This window comes from Nocardioides sp. GCM10023255 (assembly GCF_042653125.1).
Taxonomy (GTDB): Bacteria; Actinomycetota; Actinomycetes; order Propionibacteriales; family Nocardioidaceae; genus Nocardioides.
This window is the reverse complement of sequence record NZ_JBHSHU010000003.1, coordinates 392,714-414,953: the sequence shown is the minus strand read 5'-3', so window position 1 is coordinate 414,953 and position 22,240 is coordinate 392,714. Positions and strand designations below refer to the sequence as shown.

The following is a 22,240-nucleotide window of genomic DNA, read 5'->3' as shown; positions in this document are numbered from 1 at the left end:
CGCACCACCAGAAGGAGCAACCTCCGCATGCGCGTCAACGCATACGCAGCACCCGCCGCCGGCCAGCCGCTGGCCCCGACCACCATCGAGCGTCGTGACGTCGGCGCCGGCGACGTCCTGATCGAGATCCAGTACGCCGGCGTCTGCCACTCCGACATCCACACCGTGAACGGCGACTGGGGGCCGCAGCCGTTCCCCGTCGTACCGGGCCACGAGATCGTCGGCGTCGTCACCGAGGTCGGCGCCGACGTCACCCGTCACCAGGTCGGCGACCGCGTCGGCGTGGGCTGCATGGTGAGCTCGTGCGGCGAGTGCACCAGCTGCCGCAACGGCGACGAGCAGTACTGCCAGGACGGCATGGTCCCGACGTACGCCGGCACCGACCGTGACGGCACCACCACCCAGGGCGGCTACTCCACCCACGTGGTGGTCGACGCCGACTACGTCCTCTCCGTCCCCGAGGGCATCGACCCGGCCGCCGCCGCGCCGCTGCTGTGCGCCGGCATCACGACCTACGCGCCGCTGCGTCACTGGGGCGCCGGCCCCGGCAAGAAGGTCGCGGTCGTCGGGCTCGGCGGCCTCGGGCACCTGGCGGTCAAGATCGCGCACGCCCTCGGCGCGGAGGTCACCGTGCTCTCGCAGTCGCTGAAGAAGCAGGAGGACGGCCTGCGGCTCGGCGCCGACCACTACCACGCCACCTCCGACCCGGGGACGTTCGAGCAGCTCGCCGGCCGCTTCGACCTGATCGTCAACACGGTCAGCGCCAGCATCCACCTCGACGCGTACCTCGGCCTGCTCGCGGTCGACGGCACGCTGGTCAACGTCGGTGCTCCCGCGGAGCCGCTCAGCGTCAACGTGTTCTCGCTGATCGGCGCCCGCCGGTCCTTCGCCGGGTCGATGATCGGCGGCATCGCGCTGACCCAGGAGATGCTGGACTTCTGCGCCGAGCACCACATCGGCGCCGAGGTCGAGGTCATCTCCGCCGACAAGGTCAACGAGGCCTACGAGCGGGTGCTCGCCTCCGACGTCCGCTACCGGTTCGTCATCGACGCCGCCACGCTCGCCTGACCCGTCCGGAGCGGCCGCCGGCACCTGCGGGTGTCGGCGGCTGCTGTCAGGATGACCCGGTGACCGGATGTGGCATCCTCGACTTCTTCGAGCTGGCCGACCAGCTGCCCGAGGTCACCCGGGTCGACAACGGCCGCTACTGGCGGATCGCCGCCAGCGGGCAGACCTTCGGCTACCTGTGGGAGCCGACGCGCACCGTCGGCCTCAAGCAGACGCTCGCCGAGCAGCTCGCGCTCGTGGCCGAGCGCCCGGAGACGTTCGAGGTCCAGTTCACCGCGGGCGCCTTCGGCTGGGTCGTGGTCCGGCTCGAGGGCGTGCAGCGCGACGAGCTGTCCGAGCTCACCTTCGAGGCGTGGAGGCTGACCGCGCCGACCGCGCTGGTCGACGAGCGGGCCGACCGGCTGCCCCGCTGACCAGGACGCTGCTCACGGGGACGCACCCGTCAGAGGTGGTAGTGCAGCGTGTAGAAGGTGCGTTGCCCCTCGGTGGCGCGCCCGGTGACGGTGCCCTCGATGCCGCGGTAGGACCCCGTTCCCCGAAGGATCGGGCCGTTGAAGCGCAGGCTCGATCCCGTCACCGAGGCGCGGAACACGACGATCCCTCCCTTCAGGGCGACGGCGACCTGGACCACGGCCCGCTCCTGAGCTGGGAACAGCCGCCCCGTGAAGGAGTCGAAGCCGACGACCCGTCCGGTGGAGCGGGACCGCACCTTGTCGGTCCCGAGGAACGTCCGGCCGACGTCGTGCTCCCCGGTCGAGCGAGCGACCAGGCGCTTGGTCAGCGTCGGGCTGTCTCCGACCGCCGAGCCGACCACGGCTCCGCCACCCGGGATGGCCGCCAGGGCAGTCACGGCAGCAACCGAGACGATGAAGGATCTGCTGATTGTGTTCATGCTCGACGGTACGCCTCGAAGCCGGCTTCGCCAGGGGGAGCGCGTCCCTGCACCGACGCGGAGCCACGCCGCGCCCGGCTCAGGCCCGGTTGCGGGCCACGGCCTCCCGGACCAGCTCGACGAAGCCGTCCTCGTCGAGCACGTCGCCCTCGTGCAGGTCGATGGCCCGGCGCGTCCCCGCGTCGAGGCTGGCGTTGAAGAGACCGGCCGGGTCGTCGAGCGACGCGCCCCTGGCGAACGTGAGCTTCACCTTGTCCTTGTACGTCTCGATCGTGCAGACGAGGCCCGCGCAGGAGAACGTCGGGACGCCCTCAGGATTGGACGCCTTGCGCCACTTGGCCTCCTCGACCATGTCGGGCTCGGCCGTCAGGATCAGGGACCGCAGCCGCTCGACCGTGGCGGTCCGCCAGTCATCGCTCACGCGGCGAGCCTACCCACAGGAGTGCGGGTCCGGGACCTTGGTCCTCTCGCCAAGTCTGTCGTTCTTCGATAGATTCCTATCGTTCCACGAATCGAGGGGGATCGCTCATGGGTGTCGTCGCAGTCCGTGCACTGAAGGTCATCATCGCCATCGCCCTGGTGGGGTCGGTGCTCGTTCAGTGCGTGATGGTGCCGCTCATCTGGCTGGACATGGACGACGCCAGACCCGGGATCAGGGTGCCCTTCGTCGCGATCGTGGTGCTGGGCGTCGCGACGCTGCAGGTCACCGGCGTGTGCATCTGGAGGCTGCTCACGATGGTCCGGCGCGGCACCGTGTTCTCCCACGGGGCGTTCCGGTACGTCGACACCGTGATCGGGGCCGTCGCGACGGCCTCGGTGCTGACGTTCGCGGTGGCGGTGCTCGCGGCGTACAGCAACAGGACGACGCCGGGTGACCAGGTGGCGCCGGGCCTCGTCGGACTCGTCTGTGGAGCCTCCCTGGTCGTGGCGGGCGTGGCGGTGCTGGTGCTGGTGCTCCGCGTGCTGCTGGTCCAGGCGGTGGCGCTGGATGCCGAGGCCAGGCAGCTGCAGTCCGAGCTGGACGAGGTGATCTGATGCCGATCGTCGTCGACGTCGACGTCATGCTGGCTCGGCGGAAGATGGCGGTCGGGACCCTCGCTGCGCGCGTCGGGATCACGCCGGCCAATCTCGCGGTGCTGAAGAACGGACGCGCGAAGGCGGTCAGGTTCACGACGCTCGCCGCCCTGTGCGAGGCGCTCGAGTGCCAACCGGGGGACCTGCTCCGCTGGGAGCCGGACGGGCCCGAGGCATGATCGAGACGTGATGGAGACTCCGCGTACGGTCGGGAGCCGGCCGGCCGGCCCGGGGGTCGGCGTGCTGGCCGGCGCCCTGGTCGGCACGGTCGTCTTCACCGCCTGGGTCAACGACCTGCTGCTGGGGATCGCGGTGGTGGGCATCACCGCTGCCCTCGTCGCGTGCATGCTGTGGGCGGTCCCGGAGTGGCACCGGTTCGGCGTCGGCATGCTCGTGGGCGCGGTCGTGGCCACGGGCGCGCTGGCCGTCCTCTTCAACGTCGGCGGTCCGCTCGGGACCTAGCCTGGCCGGCGCTGGTCAGGAGCCGCGCGGCTCGAGGACCACCACGGCCGTCTCCGTGGGTCGTCGGGCGGCGTAGGCGTCGAGGTCGTCGTCGATCTCCGCCCACCTCGCCCAGAGTCGCTCGCGCTCGGCCCCCTGGGCACGGCGGGCGTGCACGTGTCGTTCGCCGTCGCGGGTCAGCACGACGGTGTCGGGGTGCTCCTGCAGGTTCAGCCACCACGCGGGCTCGGCCGGACCCCACCCGTTCATCGCCATCGTGACCAGGTCGCGACCGTCCTCGAAGTAGCCGACCACCACGTCCCGCTTCTTCCCGGTGCGACGGCCCGTGGTGGTGAGCCGCAGCGTCCCCCACCCGCCCGGCTTCGGCCGCCACAGGCCCCATCGGCCGCGGGTGACCCGCAGCAGGAGACGGTGGCCGTGCCAGAAGGCCACCACGAACCAGCGCGGCGGAAGTCGTGCCGGTCGGCCTCGCGCCCCCGCTCCACCCGGCTGACGATTCCTGGACACGGTCCCAGCGTCGTCCCGGCCCGGGTTCGCTCGACAGGGCCGGAGGTCAGTGCGCACGGGGCACTTCCGCTGGGCCCGCATCCGAGGTATCACGGAGGGAACGCGTTCTCTCCGCGGCGAAACACTCACGAGGAGCAGATCGATGGTGACGTACTCCCTCGGGTCCGACGACGCCGAGCTCGAGCGTCTGGACGTGCAGGCGCGCTTCCTCCGCGAGCCCACGCGGCTGCTGCTGGAGGCTTCGGGCATCGCTCCCGGCATGCGGGTGCTCGACCTCGGAACGGGGCCGGGCGACGTGGCGGTGGCGGTCGCGCAGATCGTCGGCCCGAGCGGCCACGTGGTGGGCCTCGACGTCGACCCCCGCATGCTCGAGGTCGCGCGGAGCAGGACCCGGCACCTGCCCCACGTGCGCTTCGTCCAGGGAGACGTGACGAGCTGGCGCCACGACGAGGTGTTCGACGCCGTGGTGGGACGGCTGATCCTCTTCCACCTGCCGGACCCGGTCGGTGCGCTGCGCCACCACCTGCAGTCAGTACGTCCCGGCGGCCGGGCGGTCGTGCTCGACTACGACATCGGTGGGCTCCGCGCCCAGCCCGGCGAGCCCCTCACCGAGCGGATGGCCGCGCTCGTCATCGCGGCGTTCCGGGCCGCCGGCGCCGACCCGACCATCGGGTCGCGGCTGCAGGTCATCCTCGCGCAGTCCGGCGTCGAGGACGTCGCGGGGCTGGGGATCAGCCAGTACCTCGCGAGCGACGACCCCGTCGGGCCGGCCATGCTCAGCGGGGTGGTCCGGTCCCTGGCCCCGGTGATGGTCGCGCACGGCCTCGCGACCGAGTCCGAGCTCGACCTCGACACGCTGGCCGAGCGGGCCGTCGAGGCGCTCCGGTCGGCGGGGTCCGTGCTGGTGCCGCCGACCCTGGTCGGCGCCTGGGGCCGGCGCCCGTGAGGCCGGCCTGCCGGCGCCACCGCAACGGCAGGTCGGAGCGACGTCACTAGTCTCGTGATGGACCCGTCGTCACAAGCCCCAGGAGGCGTCATGTCGCAGGTGCAGCAGCACAAGTTCTTGCTCGACGAGAGCGAGATGCCGACCCGCTGGTACAACGTGCTGCACGACCTGCCGACCCCTCCGCCGCCGGTGCTGCACCCGGGCACCGGGCAGCCGGTCGGGCCCGACGACCTCGCGCCCCTGTTCCCGATGGACCTGATCCTGCAGGAGGTGTCGACCGAGCAGTACGTCGACATCCCCGACGAGGTGCTCGACGTCTACCGGCTGTGGCGGCCCAGCCCGCTCCACCGGGCGCACCGGCTGGAGAAGGCGCTCGGCACGCCGGCGCGGATCTACTACAAGTACGAAGGGGTCTCGCCGGCCGGCTCGCACAAGCCGAACACGGCGGTGCCGCAGGCGTACTACAACGCGAAGGCGGGGGTCCGGCGGCTCACCACCGAGACCGGGGCCGGCCAGTGGGGCACGGCGCTGGCGTTCGCGTGCGCGCAGTACGGCCTCGCCTGCGAGGTCTGGCAGGTGCGGGCGTCGTACGACCAGAAGCCCTACCGGCGGATGATGATCGAGACCTTCGGCGGCACCGTGCACCCCAGCCCGTCGGACCTCACCGAGGCCGGCCGCCGGATCCTGGCCGAGCACCCGGACTCGACCGGGTCGCTGGGCATCGCGATCAGCGAGGCGGTCGAGGTCGCCGCGCAGGACCCGACGTCCAACTACGCGCTCGGCAGCGTGCTCAACCACGTGCTGATGCACCAGACGATCATCGGTGAGGAGGCGCTCCTCCAGCTCGCCCGGGCGGGGGAGACTGCTGACCTCCTCGTGGGTTGCACCGGCGGCGGGTCGAACTTCGGCGGCCTCGCGTTCCCGTTCCTGCGCGAGAAGTGGGCCGGCCGGATGAACCCGACGGTGCGGGCCGTGGAGCCGGCTGCGTGCCCCTCGCTGACCCAGGGCACCTACGCCTACGACTTCGGCGACACCGCGGGGATGACGCCCCTGATGAAGATGCACACCCTCGGGCACGACTTCGTGCCGGACCCGATCCACGCCGGCGGGCTCCGCTACCACGGCATGAGCCCGCTGATCAGCCACCTCTACGAGACCGGTGAGATCGAGGCGGTGGCCAAGCCGCAGACCGAGTGCTTCTCGGCCGGGGTGCTGTTCGCGCGGACCGAGGGCATCGTGCCCGCGCCCGAGCCGACGCACGCGCTCGCCGCCGCCGTCGAGGAGGCCGTGCGCTGCCGGGAGACCGGCGAGGAGAAGGTGATCCTGACCGCGCTGTGCGGGCACGGACACCTCGACCTGCCTGCCTACGACGCCTACCTGTCGGGCAGGGTCGTCGACCACGCGTGGGAGGACTCCGACATCCAGGCCGCGGTGGCCGAGGCGCTCGCCAAGCTGCCGACGCTCGCCTGAGGCGAGCCGGCCCGGCCCGGGGACCCGGGCCGGCGCGCCGGCCGGGGTCCCCGGCAACAGGGCAGGGGCCGCAGGGCGGTCAGCCACGGTGCAGCACGGTCTCCAGGTCGATCTCGATCTGGACCTCCTTCGACACCAGCATTCCGCCGGCCTCGAGGGCGACGTTCCACGTGATGCCGAAGTCCTCACGGTTGATCCTCGTGCGCGCCGAGAACACGGCTCGATCGCCACCCCACGGGTCGCGGACGTGCCCCTCGAAGCTCACCTGCAGCGGGACCTCGCGGGTCACACCGTGGATGGTCAGGTCGCCGGTGACGACGCCGGCGCTCCCGCGCCAGTCCACCGACGTGCTGACGAACGTCGCGGTCGGGAACTGCTCGACGTCGAACAGATCGGCCGAGCGCAGGTGGTCGTCGCGGACCGTGCTCCCCGACTCGACGCTGGCCATCGCGATCGTGACCTGCACGGACGAGTCAGCGAGGTCGGGAGCGATCACGACGCTGCCCGTGACGTCGGTGAAGCGGCCGCGAACCCTGGTCACCATGAAGTGACGGCCCACGAAGGCGAGGTCGGTGTGGCCGGGGTCGATGTCCCACCGGCCGGCGGCGGGGAGGACGTTCCCCCCGACGGTGCGGGTGGCGCTGGTTGCGAAGGTCTCGGTCATGATCGTTCTCCTCGGATTGATAGATGCGTGCGCACGCACACAATATGTCAAAGCGACGCGGCGAACAAGGTGCGTGCGTCCGCACGTTGATTCGAGGTCGCCGCCTCCGGCGGCACTACGTCGCCGGAGGGGCTTCCTCGGCCTCGACGACGCGGCCGAGCGCCTGGGCGAGGACCCGGATCTCGTGGTCGGTCAACCTGGACAGGAAGTGCTCGTCGACCGCGCGCAGGTAGGTGGGGGCGCTGGCCCGCAGGCGCTGGCGCCCCTCGGGAGTGATGGCGGCGAACGAGGAGCGCTTGTCGTCGGGGTTCGCCTCCCGGACGACGAGTCCCGCGCGCTCCAGCTCCGTCACCACCCGGCTCACCCGCTCGCGGCTCACGACGGCCTGGTGCCCGAGGTCGGTCATGCGGAGCCGTCGCTCGGGGGCGGCGTTGATGACGAGGAGGACGTCGTACCAGGTGAGCGGCAGGCCCGTGGGCGCCAGCGCTCGCTCGACCTTCGGCAGGACGGCCGCGTGCGTGCGCAGCAGCGCGGCCCACGCGCTGATGCGGTCGAGGTCGGACATGGGTGGAGGGTACAAGAATGTGCGCACGCACCTACGAGGCGCGGCCGGACCACTCCCGCTCGAGGACCGCGAAGAGCAGCTCACTGCCCCACGCGCCCTTGAAGAAGACGTTCTCGACGAAGTGTGCCTCGCGGCGCATGCCGACCCGCTCGAGCAGGGCGGCGGCGGGCGCGTTCAGCGCGTCGGTGACCGCGACGACCCGGTGCAGGTCGAACGTCTCGAACGCGTAGCCGAGGAACGCCTCGAGAGCCTCGGTGGCGTATCCCTTGCCCTGTCGGGCCGGCGCGAGCGTGAACCCCACCTCCGCCTGGCGTGGCTCGTCCGCGTCCACCTTGAGGGCGAGGTCACCGACCAGCACGCCGTCCGACCGGGCCTCGAGGGCGAACTGGAACCACTCGCCGGGCACGCCCGGCTCGGCTCCCTGCAGGGACTCGACGAAGGCCTCGCCGCGCTCGCGCGTGTAGTCGCTCCAGCTCTGGTAGCGGGCGACGTCGGGATCCGTCCGGTAGGCCACGAACGCCTCGACGTCCACGGGGGAGAACGGACGGGCGCGCAGCCGCGGGGTCTCGAAGAAGGTCGTGGTCATCGGGACGATCCTCGCGCCCCGCGGGTGACCGAGACCAGCGGCAGGCCGGTGTCGCGGATCCTCGTCAGCAACCCGTGCAGCGCGGCCTGGTCGGCCACCGGCCCCTGGATCAGGGTGGTGCCGTCCTCGTCGCTGCTGAGTGCCAGACCGTCGAACCACGAGCTCCAGCGGGACTCGAGGCGGCCCTGGACCCGGATCCGGTACCAGTCGCCGTCCGGGGGAGTCGCGTGGTTTCTGCTCATGCTCCGCACGCTAGGAGCCGATGTGGTGAGCGGGCGTCACCACAGGTGGTGAACGAGGTGGTGAGACCGGAGGCCGGGGCGTCACAGCAGGTCGAGCTCGCGGGCCCGGCGGAGCGCGGCCCGGCGGTTGTTGACACCGAGCTTCTGGTAGACGTTCCGCGTGTGGGTCCGCACCGTGTTGAGCGAGACCACGAGCTCCCGCGCGATCTCGGGGCCGTTGAGGTCGGTGCCGAGGAGCCTCAGCACCTCGCGCTCGCGGCTGCTGAGCGGCTCGACCAGCCCCGGGGCCGGGGCGGCGCGGTCCGGGGCCACGTCGGGCGCTGCCCCCAGCGCTGCGCGCAACCGGCCGACGTACGCCGCGGCGACCCCTCGGTCGGCGGCCGCGGCCAGCAGGCCGGCCATCGGTTCGCCCTCGTCGAGGAACGTCCGGGCGTAGCCCTCGGGCCCGGCCAGGGCCAGGGCCGCCTCGAGGGACGCCGTCGCCCTGGCCAGGTCGCCGCGCCGCTGGTGCGCGAGGGCCTGCACCACGCGGATCTCGATGACCGAGCCGTTCCGGTCCCCGTCCTGCGCGGCTCGCAGCAGCCGGGCGAGCAGGTCGAGGGCCTGGTCGAGGCCCGTGCCGCCGCTCGTCGGCGTGTGCTCGGCGACCAGCACCCGGGCGAGGGTGAGATGCTCGAGCTCGCGCAGGTAGCCGAGGTCGTCGGTCACGGACAGGCCCCGGCGCTCGACCCAGGCGCGCGCGTCGTCCACACGTTCCTGACGCGCCCAGAGGCGTGCGCGGAGGGCGGGAACGGGCCGGACCTCGGGTGAGAAGTCCCCGACGTAGACGCGCTCGGCCTCGTCGAGGAGCGCGGTGGCGGCCTCCGGGTCGCCCTCCGCCTCGCAGACCTGGGCCATGACCACGCGCCAGCGGTAGGCGTTCTGCGGCAGGGCCGCCTGCTCGCCCAGCTCGCGGCTGCGGGTCAGCTCACGCCGGGCGGCGGCCAGGTCCCCGAGCTCGCGGTGGAGGGCGGCCAGTCCGACGTGCATGTCCGCGGTCCCGCGCAGGACCCGGCCCTCGGTGGGGGAGGCGAGCTCCAGCCCCTGCTGGTAGGTGCGCAGCGCGGCGCGCAGGCGTCCCCGGGCGAGCTGGATGTCGGCGAGCGCGATGGTGCAGCCGAGCACGTCGGAGACGTGGCCGGCCGCCTCGAGCTCGCCGAGGGAGACGGCGTAGGAGTCGTGGGCCACGGCCAGGTCGCCGGTCGACCAGGCCGCCAGCCCGATCAGTGCCGAGGCGGCACCCCGGGCCAGGTGGTCGTCCTCCAGCGCGGCCTCGAGGGCGCGCCGCGCGTGCCCGACGGTGCCGTCCACGTCTCCCCGCGCGAGGGCGAGCCCGGCCCGGTGCACGGCGATCGCGGCCGGGAGGCGGCGCAGCTCGTCCCGGTCCACGACGACCGCGCCCGGCAGCGTCCCCGCTTCGTCCTCGGTGAGCCACCGCTCGGCGTCGTCCAGCAGCTCCTCGACGCCCTCGAAGGAGCCGGTCGACATCCGCGCCCCGCCCAGGCTGTTGCACAGCACCGGCCGGGCGCGGAGCACGTCGTCGGGCAGCGCCTCGAGCCAGCCGCGCATGGTCGCCTCGCGGCGGTCCCTGCGCATCGCGGGAATCTCCAGCTCGACCAGGGTGGCGGCGCCCTCGAAGTCGTGGCCGGCCATCGCGTGCCGGATCGCCTCGGTGCGGTCCCCGTGCCGCTCGAACCAGTCACCGGCCAGCCGGTGCAGGGCGTCGACACGCTCGGGGTGCTCGTCGAGGAGCCGCGCGCGCAGGACGTCGGCGAACAGGTGGTGGTAGCGGTACCACCGACGGCGGTCGTCGAGCGGGACCAGGAACAGGTTGTCGCGGTCGAGCGCCTCCAGCACGCCCCGGCCGCCGTCGCGTCCGGTGACCGCGTCGCACAGGGAGCCGGTCATCCGGTCGAGGACGGAGGTCTGCAGCAGGAACGAGCGGACCTCCTCCGGGAGCCGCTGCAGGACCTCCTCGACGAGGTAGTCGACGACGTAGCGGTCGTCGCCCGCGAACCCGGCGATGAAGGAGGCGACGTCGTCACGCCCGGCCATCGAGAGCGCGGCGAGCTGCAGGGCCGCGATCCAGCCCTCGGTGCGCTCCTCCAGCGCGTCCACGTCGTACGACGTCAGCCGCAGGCCCATCGCGTCGTTGAGGTAGGTGGCCGCCTCGTCCGGGGTGAACCGCAGGTCGGCGGCGCGGACCTCGACCAGGTCGCCACGGGCCCGCAGCCGGGGCAGCGGCAGGGCCGGGTCGGTGCGGCTGGCGATGACCAGGTGCAGGCGGTGAGGGAGGTGCTCGAGCAGGAACTGCACACCCTCATGCACCTCGGCGGAGTCGATCACGTGGTAGTCGTCGAGCACCAGCACCACGTCCGCCCCCGCGGTGCCGAGGTCGTTGAGCAGCGCGGTGAGCACGTGCCGCGCCGCCGGGGGTCGCGGTCCCTCCAGCAGGCCCAGGGCGTCCGCCCCGACGTCCGGCTCGACGGTGCGCAGCGCGGCGATCACGTAGGTCCAGAACGTCGCGGGGTCGTTGTCGCCCGGGTCCAGCGACAGCCACGCGGCGGAGGTCTCGCGGCCGGCGACCGCGGGGACGCTCGCCACCCAGTCGACGAGCAGGGTCGTCTTGCCGAAGCCGGCCGGGGCGGAGACGAGCATGAGCCTCGAGGCGAGGCCCTGCTGCAGCCGGCCGAGCAGCCGGGGGCGGGGCACGAGGCCTGGCCGAGGCCGGGGGAGGAACAGCTTGGTCTCGAGCAGAGGGGTGGGCATCCCCGACTCCTGTGGCGCGTCAACAGTGGCCCGGGGGCTGGGCCACGGGCGACACGCTAGTCCGTCCGGAGGAGCGGCAGCAGGATCACCACCTGATTCACCACGTGTGGTGATACCCGCTCACCACATCGGTTCCTAACTTCCGTCCATGAGCAGCGCCCCCGTACTCCCGAAAGGCACGATCATGGACAGGTTCACCCGTGGCATCGCAACGGCCAGCGCGAGGCGCCCGTGGCGCACGATCGCGAGCTGGGTCCTCATCCTGGTGGCCGTCGGCTTCGTCGCCGCCGGTGGCGGCGGCACGTTCGCCGACGACTTCGCCACTCCCGGCAGCCAGAGCGACCGCGCCATGCAGCTGCTCGACAAGAACTTCCCCGAGGCGGCGAAGGGCAAGGCGCTGGTCGTCCTCGCGGCCGAGGACGGCGGGACCCTCGCCGGTCACCGCGCCGACGTCGAGGAGCTGCTGACCGACGTCGGCAGGCTCGAGCACGTCGCGTCGGTGGCCGACCCGTTCGCCGCCGGCACGGTCTCGGAGGACGGCCGGATCGCGTACGCCGAGCTCACGCTCGACGTGCCCGAGCGCGAGATGGGCAAGCCGGCGTTCACCGTCCTCTCCGAGGCCGTGTCCGGGTCGCACGTCGACGGGGTCCGCGTCGAGCTGGGTGGCGACGCCGTCTTCCTCAACTCCGAGGACGACAGCTCGGGCCACGTGGGCATCGGGCTGCTGGTCGCGCTCCTGGTGCTGCTCGTCGTCTTCGGCACGCTCGTCTCCGCCCTCGTCCCGATCGGCCTCTCGATCGTGGCGGTGGGTGCCGGCATCGGCGGCATCACCCTGCTGGCCGGCTCGATGGACGTGTCGGTGTCCGCCGTCCCCGTCGCCGGCCTAGTCGGCCTGGGGGTCGGCATCGACTACGCCCTCTTCGTCGTGGCCCGCTACCGGGAGAACCGTGCCGCAGGGCAGGACAACGACCTGGCCCTGGCCGGTGCGATGGGCTCGTCGGGTGCGGCCGTGGTCTTCGCGGGCGGCACCGTCGTCGTCGCGACCGCCGCTCTGGCCATCACCGGGCTCGGCATCCTGACCTCGATCGGGCTGTCGACCGCGCTGATGGTGCTGTTCGCGGTCGCCGCGGCCGTCACCCTGCTGCCGGCACTGCTCGGGCTCCTCGGGGACCGGATCGACAGCGGCCGGCTGGTGCGTCGCCACCGCCCGGCGGCGGCCGCTCGGCGCACCGAGGACAGCGCCTGGTGGCGCTTCGCCCACCGCGTCTCGGGCCGCCCGTGGCCCTACCTGCTGGGCGCGGTCGTCGTGCTGGTCGCGGTCGCGACCCCGTCCCTGTGGATCCAGACCGCCTTCCCGGCCGCGGGCGACGCCCCGAGGTCGACGACCCACCGGCAGGCCTACGACCTGCTCGCCGAGGGCTTCGGCACCGGCTTCAACGGACCGCTGACGGTCGTCGTGGACCTGTCCGCCTCCGGGGTCGACGCCGGCGAGCTGTCCTCGCTCACCAGCGACGTCGCCGCGACCCCCGGCATCGTCTCCGTCGGTCAGCCGCACCTGTCCGCGGACGGTGACACCGCGGTCTTCAGTGCCGTCCCGACCACCGGCCCGGCCGACCCCGAGACCTCGGCGACCATCGACGAGGTCCGCGACCGGATCCCCGGCAACGTCTACGTCACCGGGATCACCGCGGTCACCGACGACCTGAACAACCAGCTCCGCAGCACCCTGCCGCTGTTCGTGGGCACCGTGATCGCCGTGTCGTTCCTGCTCCTGATGCTGGTGTTCCGGTCGGTGGTGGTCCCGCTGAAGGCGGCCGTCATGAACCTGCTGTCCATCGGTGGCGCGTACGGCGTCCTGGTCGCCGTCTTCCAGTGGGGCTGGGGGAGCAGCCTGATCGGGCTCGAGGGTCCGACCCCGATCACCTCGCTGATCATCGTGATCATGTTCCCGATCCTGTTCGGGCTCTCCATGGACTACGAGGTGTTCCTGCTGTCCAGGATCCGCGAGGAGTTCGCCCGCACCGGCGACAACGCCGAGTCGGTCGCCCGGGGGCTGGCCGGGACGGGGCGCGTGATCACGTCGGCGGCGCTGATCATGGTCGTGGTCTTCCTCAGCTTCGTCGCGAGCCCGGTGCCGTCCCTGAAGATGCTGGGGCTGGGGCTGGCCACCGCGATCCTGATCGACGCCACCGTCGTCCGGATGGTGCTGGTGCCCGCGACCATGGCGCTGCTGGGCAAGGCCAACTGGTGGCTCCCCGCATGGCTGGACCGCGCCCTGCCGCACCTGAGCATCGAGGGCCGCGACCCGTCGTACGAGGCGGTGCCGGTCGCGTCCCGGACCGAAGGACTGGTCGGTCGCTGAGCACCGGCCGCAGCGGCCCCCGGCACCCGTGCCGGGGGCCGCCGGCGCGTTCAGCCGTGCGGGGGCTGCGCCCGCACCTGCATCCGCTCGCCGGGGCGTCCGAAGATGCTCAGCACCTCGGCGGGGCCCTGGCCGGTGCTGCCGAACCAGTGCGGCACCTGGGTGTCGAACTCGGCCGCCTCACCCACGCCCAGGACCAGGTCCTGCTCGCCCAGGACCAGCCGCACCCTCCCCGCCAGGACGTAGAGCCACTCGGAGCCGTCGTGCGTGCGCGGGCTCGGCGTCGTCTGTGACGCCGGGATGACGATCTTCCACGCCTGCACGCCGCCGGGTCGGGTCAGCGGCAGCACCGTGCGGCCGTTGACCCGGCGTGGCTTGAGCCGGATCCGCGGGTCGCCGACCTCCGGGGCTCCGACCAGGTCGTCGATCGGCACCCGGTAGACCTGCGCCAGCGGCAACAGCAGCTCCAGGCTGGGTCGCCGCTGCCCGTTCTCCAGCCGCGAGAGGGTGCTCTTCGAGATGCCGGTCCGCTCGGCCGCCTCCGTCAGGGTCAGTCCTCGCTGCTCGCGCACCCGCCGCAGCCGTGGGCCGACCAGGTCCAGCGCCTCGGCGATCGCGCTCGCGCCGTCCGCTGCCCGGTCGGCCGTGGGTCGGCTCGCCTGTTCCGTCACCGGGCCATTGCACCGCGGGATTCCCGGAAACGGCAACAGACGTTGTCGCCGGGTCCGGTGGCGAGGAGGCTGGTCGGCATGAACGAGTACGACGTCGTGGTCATCGGCGGTGGCGCCGCCGGCCTGTCCGCCGCCCTGGTCCTGACCCGCGCCCGGCGCCGGGTCGCCGTGGTCGACGCCGGTCAGCCGCGCAACGCCCCCGCCGCACACATGCAGGGCTTCCTCGGCTCCGACGGCCTCCCGCCCTCCGAGCTGCTCGCAGCCGGCCGGGAGGAGGTGCGGGGCTACGGCGGCCACCTGGTCACCGGCACGGTCGCGAGCGTCACCGCCTGCGCCTCGTCAGCAAGAGAGGGTCTCCGGCGGTTCGACGTCGCCCTCGACGACGGCCTGTCGTTGCGCACCCGCCGCGTCCTGGTCACCACGGGACTGCGCGACGACCTGCCCGACGTTCCCGGCGTCCGTGAGCGCTGGGGGCGCGACCTGCTCCACTGCCCCTACTGCCACGGCTACGAGGTCCGTGACCAGCCGCTCGGCGTGCTGGGCGGAGCACCCGAGTCCCTCGCCCACGCCCACCTCGTCCGGCAGTGGACCCACGACGTCGTCCTCTTCACCAACGGCCTGCCCGTGACCGCCGAGGAGCGGGAGGGGCTCGTCGCCCGCGCCATCGGTGTCGTCGACGGCCCCGTCGCCCGCCTGGTCGTCGAGGACGACCGGCTCACCGGGGTCGAGCTCGAGTCCGGCCAGGTCGTGCCCCGGGCAGCGGTGTTCGTGCGACCCCGTTTCGTGCCCAACGACGCCCTGCTGACCGCGATGGGCTGCGCCGTCGACGCCCAAGGCTGGGTCGTAGCCGACAGCACCGGGCGCACCAGCGTCGCGGGCGTGTGGGCCGCCGGCAACGCAGTCAACCCCCGTGCCCAGGTCATCACCGCCGCCGGCGAGGGATCCGCCGCGGCCATCGCCGTCAACAACGACCTCGTCGAGGAGGACGCGGCGATCGCCGTCGACGGCTTCCGTCGGGGGCTGTCGCTCTGACGCGCACCACGCTCCCCACCTCCTCGAACTCCCGTCCCGTCCGCCCCACCTCCAGGAGTCCTGTCATGCCCGAGACCCAGGCCGCTCACCCCGTCCCCCCGCCCACGAAGCACCAGCTGGCGCTGATGATCTGGATCGCCGTGTTCCCGACCCTGACCGTCCTCAACCTGACGATCGGCCCCTGGCTCGCCGACGCCGGCCCGGTGCTGCGCACCTTCGTCCTCGCGACCGTGGCGGTCCCGATCGTGATCTACGGGCTGATGCCCCGGCTGCACCGGCTGCGGGCCCGGCTCCTCACCCGAGCTCCTGGAAGATCGTGAGCTGAAGCCCCGCCGGGCCCTCCAGCCTGGCGTTGAGCGAGTCCCACGGCGTCCGCGTCGGAGGGGCGACGAGCTCGGCGCCGCCGCCGACCAGCTCCCCCGTGACCGCCTCCGCGTCGGCTACCTCGAAGGCCACGCGCAGGCGTGGACTCACGCGGCGTCCGACCTCGACCCGGTCGATCATCTCGACCTGGGCGGGGCTGGACAGCTCCAGCGTCGCCCGGCCGACGTCGAGGATCGTGACCTTCTCGCCGTCGTCCCCGTACACCTGCAGCTCCTCGCCCGCGCCCAGCAGGTCGCGGTAGAACGCGACCGCCTCGTCGTAGTCCGGGGCCTCCACCACCAGGCGCATCTGCAGGACGCGGCGCTGCTCGGCTGGGTCGTTCATCGGGGTGCTCCTGTCGGTCGGGCGGGGCGGGTGCTCAGTGCCACGAGCCCTGCTGCTGGTCGTGGTCACGATCGTCCTGCCGGGGACCCCAGAAGTCACCTGCGTAGTAGCCGTTGTGGGGGTGGATGCGCCCGGTCCAGGTGCCCGACTCCTGCTCGATGATCCGCGATGCCGCCATGTCGTCCACGTCCTTCGTGTCTGGGTGGTTGAGGGTTCGTCCCGAGCCGTTCGATGTCTCGACCCTCGACCGCGTCGCTTGCGGCCGCCTGTCCCGCCCTTGTCCCTGACGTCGGGTGCTCGACAGGGCGCGGCCGGCCCGGCCGGACAGCGGTCGGACAGCCGGTTCCCGCACGCTGTCGCAACCAGGGAGCACTCGCGCCAGAAGGGCGGCACACATGCGACACATGAGGTTGTTCGTCGGCGGCATGTCCTGCCGGCGTTGCGTCCGTGAGGTCACGCGGCGGCTGCGGGACGTCCCGGGCGTCCAGACGGTGATGGCCGACGCCGGCCTGTCCCAGGTCCGCCTCAGCGGGACGATGACGGTGGTGGACGTGCTCGCCGCGTTCAGGGGGACGACGTACGTCGCGCGGGTGCTCGACCGGCCGGTCGTCGAGCACGGGCAGTGACCTCCCGGCGCGGGCGACAGAGCGGGGACAGCGCGAGGACAGCCCCGGCCGTGAGGCTCTCCTCCCACAGCCGTCGTCGGCTGACCACCACGAGAGAAAGGCACACCATGTCTGCCACCCCACCTGCCACGGGGAGCCCCAGCAACCGGCGCTGGCTGGCGCTCGGGCTCATCGCCGCGGCCCAGTTCATGGTCATCATGGACACCTCGATCATCGGCGTCGCCCTGCCGCAGATGCAGTCGGACCTCGGGTTCACCCCCGAGGGGCTGAGCTGGGTCTTCAACGCCTACGTCGTCGCGTTCGGCGGACTCCTGCTCCTGGGAGGACGGCTGGCCGACCTCTTCGGTGCGCGTCGGGTCTTCTCCCTCGGGTGGCTGACGCTCGCGATCGGGTCGCTGGCCGCCGGCCTCGCGGAGAACGTGCCCGTCGAGCTCGCCGGACGCGCCGTCCAGGGTGCAGGGGCGGCCCTGATCGCGCCCGCGGCCCTCACCCTGCTCTTCACCGTCTTCGGTGCCTCGCCGAAGGAGCTGACCAAGGCGCTGGCGCTGTACGGCGCGGCCGCGCCCGCAGGCGGGACCGCCGGCGTCTTCCTCGGGGGCGTGCTCACGGAGTACGCCAGCTGGCCCTGGGTGTTCTTCATCAACCTCCCCCTCGCGGTCGCGGTGCTGGCCCTGACGCCGCGGGTGATGCCCGAGGGCATGACCCGACGCGGCTCGCTCGACCTTGCCGGGGCGACCACCGTCACGGCGGGCCTGGCGATGCTGGTGTTCGCCATCGTCCGCGCTCCGGAGGAGGGCTGGGCCTCGGCGTCGACCCTCCTGGTGGGCGCTGGCGGGCTGGTCCTGCTGGCCGTCTTCGTCGTCCTCCAGGCCCGGCTGCGGCAGCCGCTCGTGCGGCTGGGCATCTTCCGGGCCCCGAACCTGGCCGCGGCGAACTCCGCCCAGTTCCTGCTGGGTGCGGCCTGGATCCCGATGTTCTTCTTCCTCAACCTCTACCTGCAGCAGGTCCTCGGGCTCGGGGCCTTCGCCAGTGGGGCGGCGCTGCTCCCACTGACCGTGACCATCATGATCGGGATGGTCGCGGCCGCGCCGAGGCTCATCGGCCGGTTCGGACCCAAGGCGATGACGGTGACCGGCCTCAGCACGCTCGCCGCGGGTCTGGTCTGGCTGTCCTTCGTCCGCCCGGACGGGAGCTTCACCGTCGACGTGCTCCCGGCGACGCTGGTGACGGCGGCCGGGATGGCGATGGCGTTCATCCCGTCGCTGGGTCTCGCGCTGTCCTCCGCGGCTCCCGAGGAGGGCGGCCTGGCCGCCGGCATCGTGAACACCAGCTACCAGGTCGGCTCCGCGCTCGGGCTGGCCGCGATGACGGCGCTCGCCGCGGCGTTCGGCGCGGAGCGCGCGGGCGACCTCGGGGCCCTCACCGACGGCTTCTCGGCCGGCCTCCTCGGCGCCGCGGCGATCGCCGCCGTGGGCGCGGTGCTCGCGGCCGCGTGGTTGAGGACCCCCGCGGCGCAGGCCCCCGCGTCCGACGAGGAGTCCACCGCGGTCGCCGCGTAGGCGACATCCCAGCGGCCACCGGCCGGCGTTCGTGGACGCTGGCCGGTGGCCGACGTCCTGCCTCACTCCGGAGATCCCATGACCGACCCCGTGCACACCCGTCCCGATGCCGGGCTGCCGGCCCTGCTCTCGGCCCTGGGCGGTCGGCGCAACATCGTCGACGGCGCACTGCCAACCGTGGTGTTCGTGGCGGCCCATGCCGCTGCCGGTCTCGTGGTGGGCGCGCCTGCCGCCTTGCGTGCCGCCGTCGTCGCGGCCGCGGCGGCCGGGTTGGGGGCCACGGCCGTCCGCATTGCCAGGGGCGAGCCGCTGGCCGGCGCGCTGCGGGGCCTGGTCGGCCTCGGGGTGGCCGTGCTCGTCGCGGCGTGCACGGGTCAGGCCCGCGACTTCTTCCTCCCCGGGATCTACGTCGACGCTGCCTACGGAGTCGTGTTCGCCGGTCCGCCCTCCTGGGGCGGCCACTGGTCGGCCACCTGCATGCGGCTCTGTTCCGGCTCGGCCCGGAATGGCGGCGGAGCGCGCGGCTGCGAAGGGTCTTCACCATCGCCACCCTCGGGTGGTCCGGTGTCTTCGCGCTGCGAACCGTGGCACAGGGGGTCCTGTACGCACAGGGCCGGACGGAGCTGCTGGCGCTCAGCAAGCTCCTCCTCGGCTGGCCGGTGACCGTCGCCGCGGTCGTGCTCACCCTCGCTGCCGTCCGCCGTGCCTGTGCCGGTCGTTGCCCGCCCCCGCCCGCTCGGGCACGATGAACGGCGGCGGGGGTGAGGAGGGGAGGGTCCGGATGGACGTGCGTTTCCGGCTGCTCGGACCCATGGAGATCGTCGTCGGGGCGGAGCCCGTCGCGCTGCCCGGCGCGGCGGAGCGTGCGCTGCTCGTCCAGCTGCTCCTGGCACCCGGTCGCACGATCCCCGCGACGGTGCTCGTCGACCGGCTCTGGTCGGAGTCGTCGTTGCCCGTCGACCCGATGAACGCCCTCCAGATCCGGGTGTCCAAGCTGCGGCGGGGCCTCGCCTCGATCGGCGTCCCGGACGCGGTCACCCGGGAGGGCGTGGGCTACCGCGCCGACGTCGACCCGGCCAGCGTGGACGCCGTCGAGTTCGCCGACCGGATCCGCCGGGCCCGGTCGCTGGCCGCGGCGGCGGGCGATGCGCACGGCCCCGAGCACCTGGCGGCGTACGACGAGGCCCTCGCGTTGTGGCGTGGCGAGCCCCTCGCGGACTTCGCCACCGACCCGTGGGCGACGGTGGAGGCGACGCGGCTCACCGAGCTGCGGCTGGCCGCGCTGACCGAGCGGGCCAGGATCGCGCTCTCCCTCGGTCGCCACCACGAGGTCGTCGGGGACCTCGAGCCGCAGGTCGCGCAGGACCCCACGCTCGAGTCGCTGGTCGGTCTGCTGATGGTCGCGCTCTACCGCTCCGGTCGGCAGGCGGACGCCCTCGAGGTGTACTCCCGGACGCGTGAGGTCCTCGACGAGTCGTTGGGACTCGAGCCGTCGGTGTCCCTCCGCTCGCTGCACGAACGCGTGCTCCGCCAGGACCCGTCCCTCGGAGCGCAGCCGGACCTGACGCCGCCCGCGCCGCTGGCCGTGCCGGGGCACCGGCGCCGTGCTGACGATGGGCGCATTGCACCCACCAACCTGCCCCGCGTGGTGCGACCCCTGATCGGCCGGGACGCGCAGCTCGACTCCCTGACCGGGCTCGTCGGTGGTGTCCGGCTGTTGTCCCTGATCGGGCCGGGAGGCGCCGGGAAGACCTCGCTGGCCCTCGCGACGGCGGTCCGCGTCGCGCCGTCCTTCGCCGACGGGGCCTTCGTCGCTCGCCTGGCATCGGTCGAGGACCCGGGCCAGGTCCCGTTGGTCGTGTCCGAGGCGCTCGGCGTACCACTCGACGGTGCGGCCGGGGACCGGGACGTCCGGGAGCGGTTGGTCGCCTACCTCGCTCGGCGGCAGGTCCTGCTGCTGGTCGACAACTGCGAGCACGTCATCGACGCGGCGGCCTCCCTCGTCGACGAGGTGCTGGGCCGTTGTCCGGAGGTGACCGTGCTCGCCACGAGCCGCGAGGCGCTGGCCGTCCCCGACGAGGTGCAGGTGACCGTGGGCCCGCTGGACGCGCCCCCGGAAGGTACGCCGGCGCCGCGCGTCCTGGAGTTCCCGGCGTCGCAGCTGTTCGTCGAGCGCATGCGCGCGGCCCGGCCGGGCGCCGTGCTGGACCACGACGACCTGGTGGCCGTCGGCCGGATCGGCCGGGCGCTGGACGGCATGCCCCTGGCGCTCGAGCTCGCCGCCGCCCGGGTCACCTCGCTGTCTCCGGTGGAGATCTCGGAGCGCCTCGAGCAACGGTTCGCCCTCCTCACGACCGGTGCCCGCACCGCCGAGGCCCGGCAACAGACGTTGCGCGCGACCGTCGACTGGAGCTATGCGCTGCTGGACGACGACGAGCGCCGGGTCTTCAACCGGCTCGCCGTCTTCCAGGGCGGCTGGACGCTCACCGCCGCCGAGGCGGTGGTCGGCGACGAGGGACGTGCTCAGGGGGAGGTGCTCGACGTCGTCGGGCGGTTGGTGGAGCGCTCGATGGTGGTGGTCGAGCGCGGCCGGCACACGCGCTACCGGATGCTGGAGACCCTGCGCCAGTACGCCCTCGAACGGCTTGCCGACGCCGGGGAGGCGGCGACGCTGAGCGCCCGGCACGCCGACCACTTCCGGTCCCTCAGCGCGGAGGCGGAGCTGGAGCTCCGCGGCCACGGGCAGCGCGAGGCGTTGCGACGTCTCCGTGAGGAGCAGCCCAACATCCGCACCGCGCTGGCCTGGCTCGGGGGACCCGACGGGGACCTCGACTCCGCCCTGACGATGGCGGGGTCGCTCGGCCTCTTCTGGCACCTCGGACGGCACCTGGAAGGTCGCGACGTGCTCGGCCGCCTGCTGGCGTCGGGTTCCGGTACCCCGGCACCGAGGGCGCGGGCCCTGCAGGCGCTCTCCCTGGTCGAGCGCCCCCGCGCCTGCCTGGTGCACCCCAGTCCGCGCTGCGCGCAGGCGGCGGAGCAGAGCCTGGCCGTCTTCGAACGGCTCGGGGACGAGTGGCGTGCGGCTCTGTCCCGGGTGCTGGTGGCGGTGGAGGGGGTCACCGGGGCCGACGCGGAGCGCTGCGACGCGCTGCTGCGCCGCGCGCGCGAGCAGTTCGTGCGCGACGAGGACCGCTGGGGCGAGGCGGTGATCGGCTTCGTCCGGATGGAGACGGCGCTCAAGGCCGGCGACCAGCAGACCGCCGTACCGACGGGCCGGACGACGGCGGCGGCCTTCCGGGAGCTCGACGATCCCTGGGGCCTGTCGGCGGTCCTGTACCACCTCGGCTGGGGGTTGCGTCAGTTCGGTCGCTACGAGGAGTCCGCTCGGGTGCTCGAGGAGGCGATCGACGTCGCGACCGGCGCCGGGCTGTACAACACCGTGCAGTGGGCCCTGGCCGACCTCGCCGTGACCCAGCTCCACCTCGGGCACGTCGAGTCATCGCGTCGGCTCCTCGATCGCGCCCGCGCGGCGTCCGAGCACATCGGGGACGGCGCCGGGGCGGTGCTCGCCGGGTACGGGTACGGCCTGCTCGCCCTGGTCCGGGAGGACTGGGACGAGGCACGCGGCGAGCTCACCGAGGCGCACCTCGGCTTCGGGGCGCTCGGCACCCCGGTGCCCCAGGGACTGGCCCTGGCCGGCGTGGCCCGCTGCGACGAGGCGGCGCGGGACACGTCCTCGGCGCAGAGCCGCTACGAGGAGGTGCTGGCGACCGGCCGGGCAGCCGGCGAACCCGCCCTGGTCGGCACCGCGCTCGAGGGTCTGTGCCGACTGGCGCTGGCCCGGGGAGACCTCGCCGACGCCGCCGCGCTGCTGGAGGAGGCAACCCGGGTGCGCGAGCACTCGGCTCGTCCGGCACCACCGCACGAGCGGCGTGACCTCGAGGCCGCGAGGGCGGCGCTGGCCGCGGCCTCGTGACCTGACGCGCCCGGACCCACAA

The 22,240-nt window shown here is 73.2% G+C and carries 25 protein-coding genes and 1 pseudogene; 15 read left to right on the top strand and 11 right to left on the bottom strand.

The features are described from left to right. The first annotated feature begins 27 nt into the window (after positions 1–27). Positions 28–1,068, top strand: a complete 1,041-nt coding sequence (locus tag ACFO9I_RS05790; RefSeq protein WP_379178716.1) for an NAD(P)-dependent alcohol dehydrogenase — start codon at positions 28–30, stop codon at positions 1,066–1,068. Positions 1,069–1,127: 59 nt separating this feature from the next. Next, positions 1,128–1,481 carry an MmcQ/YjbR family DNA-binding protein gene (locus ACFO9I_RS05785; protein WP_379178714.1) on the top strand — a complete coding sequence of 118 codons (354 nt, stop codon included), beginning with the start codon at positions 1,128–1,130 and terminating at the stop codon, positions 1,479–1,481. 29 nt (positions 1,482–1,510) lie between these two features. On the opposite strand, the gene ACFO9I_RS05780 is transcribed toward ACFO9I_RS05785, so the two are convergent. Continuing rightward, complete coding sequence (locus ACFO9I_RS05780; RefSeq protein WP_379178712.1) at positions 1,511–1,960, bottom strand: hypothetical protein; 450 nt, start codon at positions 1,958–1,960, stop codon at positions 1,511–1,513. A 79-nt stretch (positions 1,961–2,039) separates the two neighbouring features. Then, entirely contained in the window at positions 2,040–2,381 is a 342-nt protein-coding gene (locus tag ACFO9I_RS05775; RefSeq protein WP_379178711.1) for a DUF1801 domain-containing protein, read from the bottom strand. A gap of 107 nt (positions 2,382–2,488) precedes the next feature. Here ACFO9I_RS05775 and ACFO9I_RS05770 point away from each other — a divergent pair, with 107 nt between their 5' ends. The 3 genes from ACFO9I_RS05770 to ACFO9I_RS05760 are packed head-to-tail and all read left to right on the top strand — an operon-like array spanning position 2,489 to position 3,496. Beyond that, a complete protein-coding gene (locus tag ACFO9I_RS05770) occupies positions 2,489–2,995 on the top strand; it encodes a DUF2975 domain-containing protein (protein WP_379178709.1) in 507 nt (168 codons plus the stop codon). Further along, a complete protein-coding gene (locus tag ACFO9I_RS05765; RefSeq protein WP_379178707.1) occupies positions 2,995–3,213 on the top strand; it encodes a helix-turn-helix domain-containing protein in 219 nt (72 codons plus the stop codon). Before ACFO9I_RS05770 ends, ACFO9I_RS05765 begins: the two co-directional genes overlap by 1 nt. Positions 3,214–3,220: 7 nt before the next feature. Beyond that, positions 3,221–3,496, top strand: coding sequence for a hypothetical protein (locus ACFO9I_RS05760; RefSeq protein WP_379178705.1), 276 nt, complete (start codon positions 3,221–3,223; stop codon positions 3,494–3,496). Between the two features lie 15 nt (positions 3,497–3,511). Here the strand turns inward: ACFO9I_RS05760 and ACFO9I_RS05755 are convergent, their stop codons facing one another. After that, a complete protein-coding gene (locus ACFO9I_RS05755) occupies positions 3,512–4,003 on the bottom strand; it encodes a nitroreductase/quinone reductase family protein (RefSeq protein WP_379178703.1) in 492 nt (163 codons plus the stop codon). A 142-nt stretch (positions 4,004–4,145) separates the two neighbouring features. Between ACFO9I_RS05755 and ACFO9I_RS05750 the strand changes: the two genes are divergently transcribed. Then, complete coding sequence (locus ACFO9I_RS05750) at positions 4,146–4,949, top strand: methyltransferase domain-containing protein (protein ID WP_379178702.1); 804 nt, start codon at positions 4,146–4,148, stop codon at positions 4,947–4,949. Between the two features lie 90 nt (positions 4,950–5,039). After that, on the top strand, positions 5,040–6,419 hold the full coding sequence (locus tag ACFO9I_RS05745) for a TrpB-like pyridoxal phosphate-dependent enzyme (protein WP_379178700.1): 1,380 nt from the start codon (positions 5,040–5,042) through the stop codon (positions 6,417–6,419). A 79-nt stretch (positions 6,420–6,498) separates the two neighbouring features. Here the strand turns inward: ACFO9I_RS05745 and ACFO9I_RS05740 are convergent, their stop codons facing one another. From ACFO9I_RS05740 to ACFO9I_RS05720, 5 genes are all read right to left on the bottom strand, one after another. Continuing rightward, positions 6,499–7,083 carry a YceI family protein gene (locus ACFO9I_RS05740; protein WP_379178698.1) on the bottom strand — a complete coding sequence of 195 codons (585 nt, stop codon included), beginning with the start codon at positions 7,081–7,083 and terminating at the stop codon, positions 6,499–6,501. A 115-nt stretch (positions 7,084–7,198) separates the two neighbouring features. Next, positions 7,199–7,648 (bottom strand): MarR family winged helix-turn-helix transcriptional regulator, encoded by a 450-nt coding sequence (locus ACFO9I_RS05735; protein ID WP_379178696.1) that lies wholly within the window; start codon positions 7,646–7,648, stop codon positions 7,199–7,201. Between the two features lie 31 nt (positions 7,649–7,679). After that, a complete protein-coding gene (locus ACFO9I_RS05730; protein ID WP_379178694.1) occupies positions 7,680–8,234 on the bottom strand; it encodes a GNAT family N-acetyltransferase in 555 nt (184 codons plus the stop codon). After that, on the bottom strand, positions 8,231–8,476 hold the full coding sequence (locus tag ACFO9I_RS05725) for a hypothetical protein (RefSeq protein ID WP_379178692.1): 246 nt from the start codon (positions 8,474–8,476) through the stop codon (positions 8,231–8,233). Before ACFO9I_RS05725 ends, ACFO9I_RS05730 begins: the two co-directional genes overlap by 4 nt. Positions 8,477–8,557: 81 nt before the next feature. Then, complete coding sequence (locus ACFO9I_RS05720) at positions 8,558–11,284, bottom strand: LuxR C-terminal-related transcriptional regulator (protein ID WP_379178690.1); 2,727 nt, start codon at positions 11,282–11,284, stop codon at positions 8,558–8,560. Between the two features lie 148 nt (positions 11,285–11,432). Between ACFO9I_RS05720 and ACFO9I_RS05715 the strand changes: the two genes are divergently transcribed. Beyond that, positions 11,433–13,646 (top strand): MMPL family transporter, encoded by a 2,214-nt coding sequence (locus ACFO9I_RS05715; protein ID WP_379178688.1) that lies wholly within the window; start codon positions 11,433–11,435, stop codon positions 13,644–13,646. 50 nt (positions 13,647–13,696) lie between these two features. On the opposite strand, the gene ACFO9I_RS05710 is transcribed toward ACFO9I_RS05715, so the two are convergent. Further along, positions 13,697–14,317, bottom strand: a complete 621-nt coding sequence (locus tag ACFO9I_RS05710; RefSeq protein ID WP_379178686.1) for a helix-turn-helix domain-containing protein — start codon at positions 14,315–14,317, stop codon at positions 13,697–13,699. A 78-nt stretch (positions 14,318–14,395) separates the two neighbouring features. Here ACFO9I_RS05710 and ACFO9I_RS05705 point away from each other — a divergent pair, with 78 nt between their 5' ends. After that, positions 14,396–15,349 carry an NAD(P)/FAD-dependent oxidoreductase gene (locus ACFO9I_RS05705; RefSeq protein WP_379178684.1) on the top strand — a complete coding sequence of 318 codons (954 nt, stop codon included), beginning with the start codon at positions 14,396–14,398 and terminating at the stop codon, positions 15,347–15,349. Between the two features lie 65 nt (positions 15,350–15,414). Beyond that, positions 15,415–15,669 (top strand): hypothetical protein, encoded by a 255-nt coding sequence (locus ACFO9I_RS05700; RefSeq protein WP_379178683.1) that lies wholly within the window; start codon positions 15,415–15,417, stop codon positions 15,667–15,669. Here ACFO9I_RS05700 and ACFO9I_RS05695 read toward each other — a convergent pair. Then, the gene (locus tag ACFO9I_RS05695; RefSeq protein WP_379178681.1) at positions 15,644–16,057 is read right to left on the bottom strand and encodes a VOC family protein; all 414 of its coding nucleotides are present in this window, start codon (positions 16,055–16,057) and stop codon (positions 15,644–15,646) included. The genes ACFO9I_RS05700 and ACFO9I_RS05695 overlap by 26 nt on opposite strands. A 34-nt stretch (positions 16,058–16,091) precedes the next feature. Beyond that, a complete protein-coding gene (locus tag ACFO9I_RS05690; protein ID WP_379178679.1) occupies positions 16,092–16,235 on the bottom strand; it encodes a hypothetical protein in 144 nt (47 codons plus the stop codon). A 226-nt stretch (positions 16,236–16,461) separates the two neighbouring features. Between ACFO9I_RS05690 and ACFO9I_RS05685 the strand changes: the two genes are divergently transcribed. From ACFO9I_RS05685 to ACFO9I_RS05665, 5 genes and pseudogenes are all read left to right on the top strand, one after another. Then, on the top strand, positions 16,462–16,683 hold the full coding sequence (locus tag ACFO9I_RS05685) for a cation transporter (RefSeq protein WP_379178678.1): 222 nt from the start codon (positions 16,462–16,464) through the stop codon (positions 16,681–16,683). Positions 16,684–16,790: 107 nt separating this feature from the next. Continuing rightward, entirely contained in the window at positions 16,791–18,242 is a 1,452-nt protein-coding gene (locus ACFO9I_RS05680; RefSeq protein ID WP_379178676.1) for an MFS transporter, read from the top strand. Between the two features lie 78 nt (positions 18,243–18,320). After that, positions 18,321–18,668: pseudogene (locus ACFO9I_RS05675) on the top strand (DUF3159 domain-containing protein); the annotation flags it as partial. Further along, positions 18,608–18,991 (top strand): DUF3159 domain-containing protein, encoded by a 384-nt coding sequence (locus ACFO9I_RS05670; protein WP_379179390.1) that lies wholly within the window; start codon positions 18,608–18,610, stop codon positions 18,989–18,991. The pseudogene ACFO9I_RS05675 and the gene ACFO9I_RS05670, both read left to right, overlap by 61 nt. 32 nt (positions 18,992–19,023) lie before the next feature. Continuing rightward, positions 19,024–22,218, top strand: a complete 3,195-nt coding sequence (locus ACFO9I_RS05665; RefSeq protein WP_379178674.1) for an AfsR/SARP family transcriptional regulator — start codon at positions 19,024–19,026, stop codon at positions 22,216–22,218. The last annotated feature ends 22 nt before the right edge of the window (positions 22,219–22,240 follow it).